We start from the raw sequence: 14,037 nt of genomic DNA, 5'->3' as shown, positions 1-14,037 counted from the left end.
GGACCACACCGGCCTCGACCGAACCGACCTCGCCAGGATTCACACCACCAGCACGTCCGAAGCTGCGAGCACCGGCTTGCCGAGGAGCGTCGCGATCAGAACGGCCTCGTGGGCCGTGCCCGAACCGTCGGCATCGTAGGAGAGATTGCCCTTGGCGCTGTCGTAGATGATGCGCTGGTCGACCGTGGTCGCGGTGCCGAGGGCGAAGGCATCGTTCGACAGGGTGCCGCCGGACAAAGCCGTGAAGGTGCTCGAATCGAAGGCGAGGGTATCCTCGCCATGGCTGAAATCGACGATCCGGTCCTTCTCGCCGGCGGGTGGGAGGACATCGAAGACGAAGCTGTCGGCGCCGCCATCGCCGCGCAGCACGTCCGTCCCTGCACCGCCGGTCAGGGTGTCGTCGCCACCGCCGCCGAACAGCCGGTCGTCGCCGGCACCGCCGAGGACCTGGTTCTCGCCCGCATCGCCCCTGACGGAATCCGCGAAAGCCGAGCCTTTCACGATCTCGAAGCCGGAGATTCCGCCCGTCCCCGTGGCCCTGCCGCCGTCGAGGAGAACGCGCGCCGAGGAGCCGTAATCCGAGTAGTCCAGGGTATCGGTGCCGTCGCCGCCCAGACTCGTGCCGCGGATGGACGAGCCGGTCTCGAGACCGAGCGTGTTGTCGCCGGACCCGAACTGGATGGCCGTGCCGCCGCCGCTCAGGATGCGGCCCGAATTGACGATCGTGTCGTCGAGTTCGCTGACGATCTTGATGGCGATGCCCGATCCGCCCTGGATGAGCCCCGCATTCTCGATCGTCGTCAGGAACGGCGCGTTCCCCTGCGAACTGTCGTCGATCAGGATGCCGAGGCCGGCGCCGTAGATGCGCGCACCGGAGACATTCGTGATCTCGCCGCCGCCCGCCGCGATGCCTTCGGCGGTGTTGGGCAACCCGTCCGAGCCGGTCCCGCCGGCACCCAGGCCGCGGATGACGCCGTGGTTCTCGATCGTCGCCCGGAAATCGATGTCGATTCCGTCGCCGTCGCCGTCGTTGACGCCGTCCGGCCCGCCGCCATCCTCGACCCCCGGCGTCGATCCGTTGACGTCGGAGCCGGCCGCATCCGCGAAGGACCCCGTGATGATTCCATAATTGACGACGGTCGCGGTGCCGTCCGAGCCGATGCCCGAACCGTTGCCGCCGATGATGCTGGCCCCGGCTTCGTTCGTCACCGTGGCGAGGCTGCCCTCGCCCATGTTGATGCCGTGACGGTCGCCGAGGATGGCGCCGCCCCCCATGTTGCGGATCGTCCCGCTCGCGTTGTCTTCCAACTGGATGCCGTCGGCGCCTTGGACATAGCCGGACGCGGAGCCGCCCTGGATCGTGCCGGCATTGCCGAGATCGAGCGTGGCGCCGATGCGCAGGCCGTCGGAGACGAGCGACAGCAGCGATCCGTCATTGTCGATATCGGCCAGGAAGTCGCCCGTGGTCGAGGCGAGGTCGAGCGCCTGGCCCTGGTTGGAGACGATGCTGGAACCGGCCGCATTGGTGATCGTCAGGGTGCCGGCAGCGACGCTCCCCGCCTGGATCTGCACGGCGTCGTCGACGGACAGGATATCGCCGCCATTGTCCAGGGTTGCGCTCAGCGTCGCGCCGACGCCGCTCTCGAAGCGGATGGCGCGGCCGCCCGAGGCGGTGTTCTCGATCAGGCCGTCATTGCGGATCTCTGCGCCGTCCGGGGCGGTCGTGAAGCGCACCGACTGCGTGTTGCCTAACACCGAGAGCGTGCCGTCGACCTGGAGCGTATCGGCAGCCGCCAATGTCAGCCGGGCGGATTGTGTCGTGCCGGCGGCAACCGAATAGGCGGTCATGCTGTCTCATCCCGATCCGTGAACGTCGGCCGGATGGCGGACGTCGATTCCTCGAAGCGTGGCGGACGCTAGAGGGGATGGATGACAGGCGGACGACCGCGCGCGGCTCCGGTCGCCTCAAACGACCGGCACGCCACGTCCCTTGGCGTGCTCGGCCGGCTCCACGTGGATGACGACGACGGCGCCCTCGATGGCGCCCTCGATGGCGCTCTCCAGCCGGTCGCAGATGTCGTGCGAATCCTTCACCGTCATCTCGCCGGGCACGACGAGGTGGAAGTCGATGAAGGTCGCCTGTCCGGCATGCCGCGTGCGCACGTCGTGCGCTTCCAGCGCGCCCTCGCCGTGGTCCGAGATCAGGGTCCGGATCTTCGCCACCATCTCCGCCGGGGCGGCCTTGTCGAGGAGGCCGCTCACCGAATCGCGCACCATGGTCCAGCCCGACCACAGGATGTTCAGGGCGACGAGGCCGGCGATGAGCGGATCGAGGATCAGGGTTCCGGTCAGCGCCACCAGCGCGACGCCGGCGATCACCCCGCCCGAGGTGACCACGTCCGCCATCACGTGGCGGGCATCGGCGACCAGGGCGGGCGAACGCCAGGCCTTGCCGCGGCCGAGAAGCACCATCGCCCAGGCCCCGTTGATCGCCGTGCCGACCGCATTGACGGCAAGGCCCAGCATCGGCGCATCGAGGGGCTTCGGGTCGAGGAGGCCGTGATACGATTCGCGCAGGATCAGGATGGCGGCCACGATGATCAGGGCGCCCTCGATCACGGCCGAGAAATACTCGGCCTTGTGGTGGCCGAACGGGTGGTCGTCATCGGCGGGCGCCGCGGCCACGCGCAGGGCGATGAAGGCGAAGGCCGCCGCCGCCACGTTGATGATGCTCTCCAGCGCGTCCGAATAGAGCGCGAGGCTGCCGGTGAGCCAGTAGGCGGCGAATTTCAGCGCCATCACGACGGTGCCGATTCCGGCGCTCGCGAGGGCGGCTTTCTGGGTGCGGTCCATCTCTGGTGCGAATCCGTGACGGGCCCGATCGATGACGGGGCAAGGCGAGGCGCGAGGCAGCCCCGCCCATACGATCATCGGCGCCGACAAGGCCACGGCAAAGGTTGAACCCGCCGGTGAAGGGTTTAGTCGCGGCTATGTCTCGCTCTCGCCCTCCGGCACGGTGCCGATCCCGCGATCCGCCTCGCGCGCGAAGCTGCGGGCACCCTGGGCTCGCGCCCGCTCGGCCTTGCGCGTGTAGGTCCGGGCCATCCAGCCCCAGCGGGCATTGGCCGCCAGGGTATCGAGACGCCGGGCCTCGCGGTCCCAATAGGACATCAGCTGCGAATCCAGCGTGATCCGGCGCCGGGGTATCTTGTTCTTGGCCGCATCGGCCTTGAGATTTTCAGTCATCGCACGAACCGAATCTACCTAAATTGGCCGAACACCTCGCCGATCATCCAGCGTGTGGTCAAGGTTGTTTTCGGCTTGGACAATGTTCGACTTGTGTCATTGAAGAGGGAACGAGCGCGACGGTTGCGGCCCAGCACAGTTCGGCCCCTTCGCGCCACCGGTCCGGTGTCACGACCCGTCACGATCCGCTCCGACCGAACCGGCTCCGGCCAAGGCCGTGCGGGTGGGCCATTGATCCCAGGGCCGGAACCGTGCTGTTGGCGCCCGATGCGCGTCGACCTCTTCGATTTCGATCTGCCCGAGGCGAGCATCGCCCTCCGGCCGCCCCAGCCCCGCGATGCCGGGCGATTGCTGCTGGTGCGTCCCGGCGAAGCCCTGGAAGACCGCGCGGTGCGCGATCTCGCCGACCTGCTGCGGCCGGGCGACGCCCTCGTCTTCAACGACACCCGCGTGATCCCCGCCCGCCTCCACGGCATCCGCCACCGCCCCGGCTCACCCGGCCTGCGGATGGAGGCGATGCTGCACCTGCGCGAGGCGTCCGACCGCTGGCGCGCCTTCGCCCGGCCCGGCAAGCGCCTCGCCGTCGAGGACAGGGTGAGCTTCGGACGGAGCGGGGAGGGCGCGGCCTGCGCCCTCGGCCTCCTCGACGCCACGATCACGGAGAAAGGGGAGGGTGGCGAGATCGTCCTGCGCTTCGACCTCTCCGGCCCCGCCCTCGACGAGGCCATCGCGCTGGCCGGCGAATTGCCCCTGCCGCCCTACATCGCGGGCAAGCGCGCCACCGACGCGCAGGACGCGGTGGATTACCAGACGGTCTACGCCCGCCAGGCCGGCGCGGTCGCCGCCCCCACGGCGGGCCTGCATTTCTCCGACGATCTCCTGGCGAAGATCGACGCCGCCGGCATCCTGCGCCACAGCGTGACGCTGCATGTGGGCGCGGGCACGTTCCTCCCCGTCAAGGCCGACGATACCGACGGCCACCGCATGCATGCCGAGATCGGCATCCTCGACGAGGAGACCGCGAATGCCCTCAACGCAACGCGGGCGGCGGGCGGCCGCATCGTCGCGGTGGGGACCACCGCGCTGCGCCTCCTGGAGAGCGCGGCCGACGAGGATGGTCGGCTCCGGGCGTTTTCCGGCCCCACCGAGATCTTCATCACGCCGGGCACCCGCATCCGCGCGGTGGACGCGCTGATGACCAACTTCCACCTGCCGCGCTCGACCCTGTTCATGCTGGTCTCGGCCTTCTCGGGCCTGGAGACCATGCGCGACGCCTATGCGCATGCGATCGCGAACGGCTATCGTTTCTACTCGTACGGGGATTCGAGCCTGCTGTTTCCGGTTCCCTGACGATCCCAGCGGGTGCCGGGCGTCGGAACCGGTGCTAAGAGGCGCCCATGTCCGACACCGCCGCCCTTCCGAAAGACTTCACCTTCCGCGTCGACGCCACCGACGGGCAGGCCCGCACCGGCGCCATCTCGATGCCGCGGGGAACGATCCGCACGCCGGCCTTCATGCCGGTGGGAACGGCGGCCACGGTCAAGGCGATGTATCCCGGCCAGGTCCGCGAGCTCGGCGCCGACGTGGTGCTCGGCAACACCTACCACCTGATGCTGCGCCCCGGCCCCGAGCGCATGGAGCGGCTCGGCGGGCTCCACCAGTTCATGAACTGGCCGCACCCGATCCTCACCGATTCCGGCGGCTTCCAGGTGATGTCGCTCTCGGCATTGAGGAAACTCGACGAGCAGGGCGTCACCTTCCGCTCGCATGTGGACGGATCGAGCCACCACATGAGCCCGGAGCGCTCCATCGAGATCCAGGGCCTGCTCGGCTCCGACATCCAGATGCAGCTCGACGAATGCGTGCGGCTCCCCGCCGAGCGGGCCGCCATCGAGAGCGCCATGCGCCTGTCCCTGCGCTGGGCCGAGCGCTGCCGGGTCCAGTTCGGCGAGCAGCCCGGCAAGGCGATGTTCGGGATCGTCCAGGGCGGCGACCTGCCGGACCTGCGGGTGGAGAGCGCCAGGGCATTGGCGGATCTCGACCTCAAGGGCTACGCCATCGGCGGCCTCGCCGTGGGCGAACCGCAGGCCGTGATGCTGGCGATGATCGAGACGGTGGAACCGCATCTCCCGGCCTCGAAGCCCCGCTACCTCATGGGTGTCGGCACGCCCGACGACCTGATGCGCTCGGTCCAGCGCGGGATCGACATGTTCGACTGCGTGATGCCCACCCGCGCCGGCCGCCACGGCCTCGCCTATACCCGCCACGGCCGGATCAACCTGCGCAATGCCCGCCACGGCGAGGATACGAGGCCGCTCGACGAGACCTCGTCCTGCCCGGCCGCGAGGGACTATTCCCGCGCCTACCTCCACCACCTCGTGCGGACGGACGAGATCCTCGGCATGATGCTGCTGACCTGGAACAACCTGTCCTATTACCAGGACCTGATGGCGGGGATGCGCGCGGCGATCGCGGCAGGCGGCCTCGCCGATTTCTGCGACGCGACCCGCGAGGGCTGGGCCCGCGCCGAGGCCGAGCGCGCCAGCACCGGTTGACCCCTCCGATCCAACCCCCTATTGCGAGCCACGCTTGCCGGAACGGTCGGCCCGACCTCCGGTCGGGATCGCGTTGCGGGCAGGCGAGCGCGTAGCTCAGCTGGTAGAGCAACGGACTTTTAATCTGTAGGTCTTGGGTTCGAGCCCCAACGCGCTCACCATCATTTTAGCCCGCCCGGTCAGTGACTTGGCGGGCTTTTTATTGTCACGGGAAGTGCTGTCGCTTGTTGCCAGAGCGTAGGACACAACTCCATGTGTTACGGTGGCCTACAACCTGCCCGGAGCTAGGTGTTCAGTCCCGAGGTGAGAGCCGCTTGGGCGGCCGCAATGGCTCTGTTAGACCCAGATCCGCACATCAGCCCGGCAAGAGCAGCGGGATGGCCTTCCTCATCCGGGAGTAGCCGCGCGTCGCCGAGGGCCATGCCTTCTCGTCCCAGGCCCGCCGGACGCGCCGGCACCCCGTCGGCAGCGCCATTGCCGATGGGCCGATGGTGGCCCAAGCGGTCAGGACCGGCAGGTCGCCGGCCCAACCGTTCTCGGCACGCCCGGCCGGGCAGCCGAAATGGGCAGCCGCTCGCGCCAGGGCATCGGCCATCGCGGCCTCGTCCGCGGCCCTGAGCCGGTCGGAGGCACCATCGGCGTGAGCGACGAGGCCGCCGATGCGGACGACGTTCGCGGTGCCGAGGGGCAAGCTCTCCGGGTGCAGGTCGTCGAGATGGAGGAGAAGCGCGACGTCGCCGGCCGGCTCGTGGTCGGCTGGCGGCAACGGGACCTCTCGCGGCGGCATCGGCTCGTCGAGGGCATCGGGGTACTCGTCGAGGCCGACCGGGTCGAAGCGGCCAGTGGTGTACCGCCGGATGTTCTCGGCGCGGGCGACGTAGTGCTTGCCTCGGGTATGCAGGCCGGCGACCCAGCGCCAGGACAGCGTGTTACTGGCCGGATCGCCGTCGACCAGATGGCGCATGAAGACGTCGGCCCCGAGGGCCCAGGGCAGGCGCAGGGTGAAGATCCAGATCGAGGCGAACCACATGCGTGCGTGGTTGTGGAGCCAGCCGGTCGCGACGAGTTCGCGGGCCCAGGCATCGAAGCCATCGATGCCGCTCCGCCCCTCGACCGCCGCCGCATAGGTCCGCCGAAGGCCCGCCTCGGCGGCGAGCCGCTGATGACCCTCGGCGGCGAGCGCGAGATACTCCGTCCAGGCCGTGGGATGGGTCTCCAGATGGCCCTTGAAGTAGGTCCGCCAGAACACTTCACTCACGAACTTCTCGGCCCCCTCGTCGCCGAAGGCGGAGACGGCCGCAGCGACGACCTCGGCCTCGGTGATCAGGCGCCGACGCAGGTAGGGCGACAGCACCGAGGTCGTGGGACGCGCTTCGGGCCCGAGGTCGACATTGCGGGCTGCGGCATAACTCGCTCCTCCCTCTTCGAGGAAGGCGGCGAGGCGTTCGAGCCCGGCGGCCCGGGTCATGGGAAAGATCCGATCCATCGCCGGGAGCTAGCGCGCGACGGCCGGAAACCGATGCGACCAATTCCCGAAGATCGGGACAGCCATATAGCGGCGAGGCCCGTGGAAGCCTGACGCCCCCCCGCCTGACCATATGGCGGTGACGCAGTCCCCGGCCATGCGGACGTCCTCTTCAATGTCGAGGCGCAGAAATTCAGTATCGGCAGACAAAATCGACTGGATTTATCGCCATGCCTTTAACCCACGCCTCAATAGACTCATCGGACAACGGGCATGTCCTATCCTTATCTGATCAAAACGAATGTTAACGATTTGTTAAGTATAGCTCAATACTTTTCGGAGGCACGAGAGGCTGGACATGCTCGAACACCGCAGAACGCGCACGGTCGAGCGCCCACGCTCCCTGGAACCCATCGGTCGCTATCTCGCCAAAGCGAACGCGCATCTGGCGGCGGGCCGCTTCCAGAAGGCGAACCGGAACCTCCAGCTCGCGCTCGAACTGTCCCCGGGGGATGCCAGCGCGCATTACCATCTCGGTCTCCTCACCTGTAAGACCGAGTCGCCCGGGCCGGCGATCCCGCATTTCGTCTCCGCCCTGAGGGCCGCGCCCGAACGGCCGGCTTACTGGTTCGCCCTGGTCGGTGCGCTTCTGGAGGTGGATCGGGTCGGCGAAGCGCATGCCTTGATGGAGCGCTTCCGGGATCGGGGCCTGTCCGACGACGAGTCGCGATCCACCTTCAAAGACGTCCTCGGCCATGCCATGTCCCTGGCACAGGCGCGCTTCGACACGCACGATTTTCCCGCCTCGGAGACGTTGCTGAATTTCGTCCTCGCTCTCGACGAGACGCATTCGGGCGCGACCTATCTGGCAGGGGTCGTCGCAGCGCAGACGGGTCGCCTGCAACAGGCCTTCGATCTCTTCAGCATCGTGATCGACCGCGAGCCGGAAAATGGCTCCTATCTCAGCAGCCTCGGCGCGATCCTGGCCCGAATGGAAGACCATGGCGGTGCCATCTGGGCACTGGAGAAGGCCATCGCGCTCGCTCCGGATCTCGCCCTCGCGCATTCGAACTTCTCCGGCGTGCTCGAGAGGATTTCGCGCCACGGCTTGGCGGTGAGCCACGCGCGGCAGGCGATCGCGCTCGATCCCGGCTTCGTCGGTGCCTACATCAATCTCGGCTCCAGCCTGAAGAGCCTCGGCCATCTGCCCGAGGCGATCGACAGCTTCGATCGGGCGCTCGCCCTCGACCCGTCCAACATGGCGGCCCATTCCAACCGCCTGTTCGCGAAGCTCTACGCCGAGGGCGTTTCGGCCGTCGACTACGCCGCCGACGCCAGGGCCTTCGGTCTCCGCTTCGCCGAGCCCTTCCTGAGGCGGCGCCCTTTCGCCAACGACCGGAACCTCGAACGGAGGCTGCGCATCGGGTTCGTCTCCGGCGATCTGTATACCCATGCCGTCGCCCGGTTCATCGAGCCGTTTCTCCGGCACTTGGACCGGACCCGATTGGACGTGCGCGCCTACATGACACGCGCCAAGGAGGACGAGATTTCGGCCTCCCTGCGCACGTTGTTCGACGGGTGGCACAACGTGTCGGGAATGAGCGACGACGCGGTCGCGGATCTCATCGAAGCGGATGCCATCGACATCCTCGTCGATCTGTCGGGGCATAGCGCCGGCCACAGGTTGGCGGTCTTCGCGCGCAAGCCGGCGCCGGTTCAGGTGACCTGGATCGGTCATCCCGCGACCACGGGATTGCGGGCCATCGATTACCGCCTGACCGACCGGGTGCACGACCGCCCCGGCCTGTCGGAGGCCATGCACACCGAGGCGCTCTGGCGGTTGCCCGGAGTCTCGGCGACCTACCAGCTGCGCGGCGATCCTCCGGAGGTGCGCGGCCGCGCGCCGTTCGAGGACAACGGCTACGTCACCTTCGGCGTGTTGAATCGCTTCGAGAAGATCAGCGACCGGGCGTTGCAGACCTGGGCCGGCATGCTTCACGCACTTCCCGATGCGCGCCTTTTCATGGTCATCGCGGATGTCGGTGAGCCCGACATCCTGACCGAGGTCGAGGAGCGCCTGGCGAAAGCCGGATTGCCGCTCGACCGGGTGCGCCTGCATCCGCGGGTCTCGACCGGTTACTTCGCGCTCTATCACGAGATCGACATCGCGCTGGACTCGTTCCCCTACAATGGCGGAACGACGAGTTGCGACACGCTCTATATGGGGGTCCCCTTCGTCACCTTGCGGGGAGACAGCGCCGTTGCGAGCGCTGGCGCGGCGGTTCTGACGGCCGTCGGACTCGAGGAACTCGTGGCCGAGACTCCGGAGGCCTATGCCGCCTGTGCGCTGGACCTCGCGCGAGATCCCGATCGACTGCGGGATCTCCGTGCCGGACTGCGTGCGCGCATGCTCGCGAGCCCCCTGATGGATCATGCGCGCCTGGCCGCCGACATCGGTGACGCGTTCCGTGCGATGTGGAGGCGCTGGGTCGATGACAACCGCTCTGCCTAAATCCACGCCCGCCCTCGACGACGGCCCTTCGCACGATCCGCAGGGCGTCGCGCTGACGCCGATCCAGACCACGCTGCAGAGGCTGGAGCAGGAATTCGGACGGATCCTCGAGACGGCCGCGCTCGCCGCCGCCACGCCCGGTCCGAGCGGCGCCGGCGACGCGGGGAGCGCGACGGACGGGCCCATCTACGTCACGCGTCCATTCCTGCCCCCGTTCGAGGAAGTCGAACCACTTCTGCGGCGCATCTGGAAGACGCGGACTCTGACCAATGGCGGCCCCTTTCATCAGGAGCTGGAGGGACGTCTCCGCGACTATCTCGGCGTTCCGCAGGTCGCCCTGTTCAACAATGCGACCACGGCGCTGATGGTGGCGTTGAGGGCGCTGGGACTATCGGGCGAGGTGATCACGACCCCTTATTCCTTCGTCGCGACGTCCCACGCCTTGCTTTGGTGCGGGCTTATCCCCGTCTTCGTCGATGTCGATCCCGTCACGTTGAACCTCGATCCGGCCCGCATCGAAGCCGCCATCACGCCGCGCACCAGCGCGATCCTGCCCGTGCATTGCTACGGCCATCCCTGCGACGTCGAGGCGATCGACGCGATCGCCAAGGCCCATGGGCTCAAGGTGGTCTACGACGCGGCCCACGCCTTCGGCGTGCGCTATAAGGGCCGCAGTGTTCTGAACTACGGCGACCTGTCGGTCCTGAGCTTTCATGCGACGAAGGTGTTCAACACCTTCGAGGGCGGTGCCATCATCTGTGCCGATCCAGTTCGAAAGGATCAGATCGACAAGCTCAAGAACTTCGGCCACGACGGCGAGACATCTGTCGTGGATGTGGGCCTCAACGGCAAGATGAGCGAGATGAATGCGGCCCTCGGCTTGGTTCAGCTCAACCATGTCGACGCCGCCCTGACGCGCCGACAGGCCATCGACGCGGCGTATCGGGAGGGGCTTCGCGAGGTCCGCGGCGTCCGTTGCATCGATACGGCCGGCGAGGACGCGGCGAACTGCGCCTACTTCCCGATTCTGCTCGGACCCGACTACCCGATCGGTCGCGAGGCGCTCATCGACGCCCTCAAGCGCGAGGGGATCCATCCGCGGCGCTACTTCTACCCGCTCATCTCCGAATACCCGATGTATCGGACGCTGCCCTCCGCCCGGCGCGAGCACCTCCCCGTGGCGGCAGCGGCCGCCGACCGGGTGCTGTGCCTGCCGATCTATCCGGACTTGGACGAAGCGGTCGTGGCACGCATCGTTGCGCGGATCGCCAATCCATGACGGCGACCGCGCCTTCGGCCGCGGCACGTCCGTCCGCAGTGGCGATCATGCAGCCTTACCTGTTTCCCTATATCGGCTATTTTCAGTTGATCGCGGCCGTCGATGAGTTCGTGATCTACGACACGGCGAAATATACCAAGAAGGGCTGGATCAACCGCAACCGCTACCTTCGTGATGGCGAGCCGATCGTCTTCACCCTGCCGCTCGAGAAGGATGGCGACCATCTCGACATCCGCGAGCGCCGGGTGGCGGCGAGCTACGCGCCGGACAGGCTCTGCGCCCAGATCGCTCAGGCCTATCGGCGTGCCCCGCATGTCGACGAGACCATGCCGCTGGTCGAATCGGCCCTGCGCTACCAGGGCGCCACTCTCTTCGACCACCTGAGGAATGCGCTGGTCCGAACCTGTGCGCATCTGGGGATCGACACGCCGATCCGTATCGCCTCGGAGATCGAAGGCGACACGGACCTGCGCTGTCAGGATCGCGTCCTCGGCCTCTGCGAGCGGCTCGGCGCGACGAGCTACATCAATCCGATCGGCGGCACGGCGCTCTATGATCCCGTCGCGTTCGCGCGGCGCGGGATCGCCTTGCGCTTCCTCCGTGCCCGGCCCGTCGCCTATGACCAGGGCCCTCGTCCCTTCGTGCCCTGGCTGTCGATCATTGACGTCATGATGTTCACCCCGCGACCGTCGCTTAGGGCCATGCTGACCGAAAGCTACGACCTCCTCGTCGGGGAAGGGCCGGGTCCTGCCTCCCAGAGCCTCGGTGAGCCTGCGGCCCTCCCGGCACCGCGGTGCGCATCCGCGGCTGCCTGACCGAAACGCTTCAGCTTGAGGAATGAGATATGGCCGGTCCCGCCGCACGCGACATTGATTGGTTCGACGAGCAGTTCCAGCGCAAGGGTTGGGTCCTGCTCGAAGGTATCGTTCCCGCCGAGGACCTGGCGGCCATCCGCACAGCCGTGCTGAAGACCGTCGACGATTGCGGCCGGCGCCAGGTCGAAGGGGGCGCGACCGCCTCGCCCGATGGGACGGCCCATCATTCCGTGGGTCAGTACGCGGCCCTCGACGGCTTCCTGGAACGAGACTGGGTCGATACCCTGGTCGCGCATTATTTCGGCGGCGACGCCTACATCCTCCATGCGTTCAACCCAGCCAGCGTCGGACCGGCGGCGACGAGCTATCTCCACCGCATCCATCGCGACGTGCGTACGTTCGGGGGCGACCTGCGGTTGATGCTGAACATGCTGGTCATGGTCGATCCCTTCACCACCGAGAACGGCGCCACGCACGTCCTGTCCGGCTCGCACCATTCGCCGACGCCTCCGCCGGAGGACGTGTTCTGGGCGGAATCCGATCGCCTCGTCGGGCCTGCCGGCAGCATCGTGCTGTTCGATTCGAACCTGTGGCACGCAGCCGGCAGCAACCGCACCGACACGATCCGCACCGCGCTGACGCTCAGCTTCAGCCGGGCCTTCGTGAAGCAGCAGATGGACTATCCCCGTTTCCTCGGCCGTGATTACGGTGAGGCGGCCTCGCCCCGGATGCGCCAGTTGCTCGGCTTCAACGCGATGGTGCCCGTGTCGTACGAAGAATTCTATCAGCCGGCCGCAAAGCGGCTCTACAAGGCGGACCAGGGATGAGCGAACTGCGCGACTACGACCGCGAGGCGGCGCAGATGGGCGACCGGCGCTACAATTACGACTTCGACGCGATTACCCGGCGCTACATGATGCGAGCCTTCGCACCATTCCTGCCATCCGGCCGCGCCCTCGAACTCGGGTGCTACCAGGGCGAATCGACCGAATGGCTGGCCGGACTTTATCCCGATCTGACGGTGGTCGAGGCTGCTCAGACCCTCGTCGATGCCGCACGGCATCGCCTGGGCGACGGTCCCCGCTTCCTCTGCTCGACATTCGAGGATCTGGCGCTGGAGGAGACATTCGATGCGATCTTCCTGATCAACACGCTCGAACACCTCGACGATCCCGTGCTGGTCCTGCGCCGGATCGAGCGCTGGCTTTCCCCCACCGGACGCCTGTTCCTCTTGGTTCCCAACGCGAATGCGCCATCGCGGCAGATCGCCGTAAAGATGGGACTCATTTCGCACAACAGCGCCGTGACGCCGGCGGAGGCGGCGAACGGGCATCGGAACACGTTCTCTTTCGATACGCTGGAACGAGCGACCCGCGCAGCCGGTCTCTCGACATTGCATCGCGGTGGCCTGATCTTCAAAGCCTTGGCGAACTACCAGTTCGACGCTGCGCTGGCCGCCGGCATCATCTCCGACGCCTATGTCGAAGGCTGCTATCAACTGGGAAATCAGTACCCGGATCTGACCGCCAGCATCTATCTGATCTGCGAACGCGGCGACGGCTGAGCATCGACGGCGATCAGTAACATGGCTGAGGATCGCCACCGCGAGCCCGGTATCGCCTCCGACTCCGGGAATTGGCCGCAATTCCATCGCAACCGCTCTCGGTCAGGCGATGTCCTCGCGCACCTCACCGCCTGCGACGCGGCCTTTACCCCACCGCTCGGTCAGCGCGTGCCACTGGCCGACTATGCCGCGAAGCTCGTGGCGCGGGCAGAGAGGTTCGAGGCGTGGTCGGGCTCGGCCCTCGTCGGACTGGTCGCCGTGTATTGCGACGATCCCGAACGGAACTGCGCCTTCGTCACAAGCGTCAGCGTAAATCCGGATCTGACACGCGCCGGCCTCGGGCGCCGCCTTCTCGAGCAGGCGATCAGCCATGTCCGCAGCCTCGGCTTCCATCGGGTTACCCTCAGCGTCGATCGGAAAGCCACTGCACTCCGCCTTTACGGCAGGCTGGGCTTCACGACAGATGCCGAGGCGGAGGAGACCTTGCAGTTGTCGCTCTATCTGGTGCCTCAGCTTGAGAAGCGGAACTAAGCGGTCAGCATTAGAGACGATGCGCCCAGAATAGCCTTTCGGGATGCCCGATCCCGTTCGTCGGCACTAT

Annotated in this window: 12 protein-coding genes and 1 tRNA gene; 9 read left to right on the top strand and 4 right to left on the bottom strand. The window is 67.2% G+C overall.

Annotated elements, in window-relative coordinates; translation table 11 throughout:
* Positions 1–39 precede the first annotated feature (39 nt).
* From A3OK_RS0107170 to A3OK_RS22460, 3 genes are all read right to left on the bottom strand, one after another.
* On the bottom strand, positions 40–1,848 hold the full coding sequence (locus A3OK_RS0107170) for a M10 family metallopeptidase C-terminal domain-containing protein (protein WP_019904262.1): 1,809 nt from the start codon (positions 1,846–1,848) through the stop codon (positions 40–42).
* A gap of 117 nt (positions 1,849–1,965) precedes the next feature.
* Positions 1,966–2,853: a cation diffusion facilitator family transporter gene (locus tag A3OK_RS0107165; RefSeq protein WP_019904261.1), complete on the bottom strand. Its 888-nt coding sequence runs from the start codon at positions 2,851–2,853 to the stop codon at positions 1,966–1,968.
* 135 nt (positions 2,854–2,988) lie between these two features.
* Positions 2,989–3,246 carry a hypothetical protein gene (locus A3OK_RS22460; protein ID WP_019904260.1) on the bottom strand — a complete coding sequence of 86 codons (258 nt, stop codon included), beginning with the start codon at positions 3,244–3,246 and terminating at the stop codon, positions 2,989–2,991.
* A 267-nt stretch (positions 3,247–3,513) separates the two neighbouring features.
* Here A3OK_RS22460 and queA point away from each other — a divergent pair, with 267 nt between their 5' ends.
* The 3 genes from queA to A3OK_RS0107145 all read left to right on the top strand — a co-directional run bounded on the left by queA (position 3,514) and on the right by A3OK_RS0107145 (position 5,962).
* Positions 3,514–4,596 carry a tRNA preQ1(34) S-adenosylmethionine ribosyltransferase-isomerase QueA gene (gene queA, locus A3OK_RS0107155; protein WP_019904259.1) on the top strand — a complete coding sequence of 361 codons (1,083 nt, stop codon included), beginning with the start codon at positions 3,514–3,516 and terminating at the stop codon, positions 4,594–4,596.
* Positions 4,597–4,643: 47 nt separating this feature from the next.
* A complete protein-coding gene (gene tgt, locus A3OK_RS0107150; protein ID WP_019904258.1) occupies positions 4,644–5,801 on the top strand; it encodes a tRNA guanosine(34) transglycosylase Tgt in 1,158 nt (385 codons plus the stop codon).
* 85 nt (positions 5,802–5,886) lie between these two features.
* Positions 5,887–5,962 (top strand) — tRNA-Lys (locus A3OK_RS0107145).
* Positions 5,963–6,156: 194 nt separating this feature from the next.
* Here the strand turns inward: A3OK_RS0107145 and A3OK_RS0107140 are convergent.
* Positions 6,157–7,269: an FAD-binding domain-containing protein gene (locus tag A3OK_RS0107140; protein ID WP_019904257.1), complete on the bottom strand. Its 1,113-nt coding sequence runs from the start codon at positions 7,267–7,269 to the stop codon at positions 6,157–6,159.
* Between the two features lie 355 nt (positions 7,270–7,624).
* Here A3OK_RS0107140 and A3OK_RS0107135 point away from each other — a divergent pair, with 355 nt between their 5' ends.
* The 6 genes from A3OK_RS0107135 to A3OK_RS23265 are packed head-to-tail and all read left to right on the top strand — an operon-like array spanning position 7,625 to position 13,967.
* Positions 7,625–9,778 carry a tetratricopeptide repeat protein gene (locus A3OK_RS0107135; RefSeq protein ID WP_019904256.1) on the top strand — a complete coding sequence of 718 codons (2,154 nt, stop codon included), beginning with the start codon at positions 7,625–7,627 and terminating at the stop codon, positions 9,776–9,778.
* Entirely contained in the window at positions 9,759–11,057 is a 1,299-nt protein-coding gene (locus tag A3OK_RS0107130; protein WP_019904255.1) for a DegT/DnrJ/EryC1/StrS family aminotransferase, read from the top strand. The genes A3OK_RS0107135 and A3OK_RS0107130 overlap by 20 nt, the downstream gene beginning before the upstream one ends.
* A complete protein-coding gene (locus tag A3OK_RS22455; RefSeq protein ID WP_019904254.1) occupies positions 11,054–11,872 on the top strand; it encodes a WbqC family protein in 819 nt (272 codons plus the stop codon). The genes A3OK_RS0107130 and A3OK_RS22455 overlap by 4 nt, the downstream gene beginning before the upstream one ends.
* Before the next feature lie 29 nt (positions 11,873–11,901).
* Positions 11,902–12,699: a phytanoyl-CoA dioxygenase family protein gene (locus A3OK_RS0107120; RefSeq protein WP_019904253.1), complete on the top strand. Its 798-nt coding sequence runs from the start codon at positions 11,902–11,904 to the stop codon at positions 12,697–12,699.
* Positions 12,696–13,436, top strand: a complete 741-nt coding sequence (locus A3OK_RS0107115; protein WP_019904252.1) for a class I SAM-dependent methyltransferase — start codon at positions 12,696–12,698, stop codon at positions 13,434–13,436. The genes A3OK_RS0107120 and A3OK_RS0107115 overlap by 4 nt, the downstream gene beginning before the upstream one ends.
* A 21-nt stretch (positions 13,437–13,457) precedes the next feature.
* A complete protein-coding gene (locus tag A3OK_RS23265) occupies positions 13,458–13,967 on the top strand; it encodes a GNAT family N-acetyltransferase (protein ID WP_019904251.1) in 510 nt (169 codons plus the stop codon).
* Positions 13,968–14,037: the final 70 nt, after the last annotated feature.

The organism is Methylobacterium sp. 77 (genome assembly GCF_000372825.1).
In the GTDB taxonomy this organism is placed as follows: Bacteria; Pseudomonadota; Alphaproteobacteria; order Rhizobiales; family Beijerinckiaceae; genus Methylobacterium.
The sequence above is the reverse complement of the archived record's forward strand: the minus strand, read 5'-3'. Positions and strand labels throughout refer to the sequence as shown.

Bases quoted from the DNA above. Each gene is read 5' to 3' on its own strand.
- tgt (WP_019904258.1), top strand. From the start codon at position 4,644: ATGTCCGACACCGCCGCCCTTCCGAAAGACTTCACCTTCCGCGTCGAC.
- A3OK_RS22455 (WP_019904254.1), top strand. From the start codon at position 11,054: ATGACGGCGACCGCGCCTTCGGCCGCGGCACGTCCGTCCGCAGTGGCG.
- queA (WP_019904259.1), top strand. From the start codon at position 3,514: ATGCGCGTCGACCTCTTCGATTTCGATCTGCCCGAGGCGAGCATCGCC.
- A3OK_RS22460 (WP_019904260.1), bottom strand. From the start codon at position 3,246: ATGACTGAAAATCTCAAGGCCGATGCGGCCAAGAACAAGATACCCCGG.
- A3OK_RS0107115 (WP_019904252.1), top strand. From the start codon at position 12,696: ATGAGCGAACTGCGCGACTACGACCGCGAGGCGGCGCAGATGGGCGAC.
- A3OK_RS0107130 (WP_019904255.1), top strand. From the start codon at position 9,759: ATGACAACCGCTCTGCCTAAATCCACGCCCGCCCTCGACGACGGCCCT.
- A3OK_RS0107165 (WP_019904261.1), bottom strand. From the start codon at position 2,853: ATGGACCGCACCCAGAAAGCCGCCCTCGCGAGCGCCGGAATCGGCACC.
- A3OK_RS0107135 (WP_019904256.1), top strand. From the start codon at position 7,625: ATGCTCGAACACCGCAGAACGCGCACGGTCGAGCGCCCACGCTCCCTG.
- A3OK_RS0107140 (WP_019904257.1), bottom strand. From the start codon at position 7,269: ATGACCCGGGCCGCCGGGCTCGAACGCCTCGCCGCCTTCCTCGAAGAG.
- A3OK_RS0107170 (WP_019904262.1), bottom strand. From the start codon at position 1,848: ATGACCGCCTATTCGGTTGCCGCCGGCACGACACAATCCGCCCGGCTG.
- A3OK_RS0107120 (WP_019904253.1), top strand. From the start codon at position 11,902: ATGGCCGGTCCCGCCGCACGCGACATTGATTGGTTCGACGAGCAGTTC.
- A3OK_RS23265 (WP_019904251.1), top strand. From the start codon at position 13,458: ATGGCTGAGGATCGCCACCGCGAGCCCGGTATCGCCTCCGACTCCGGG.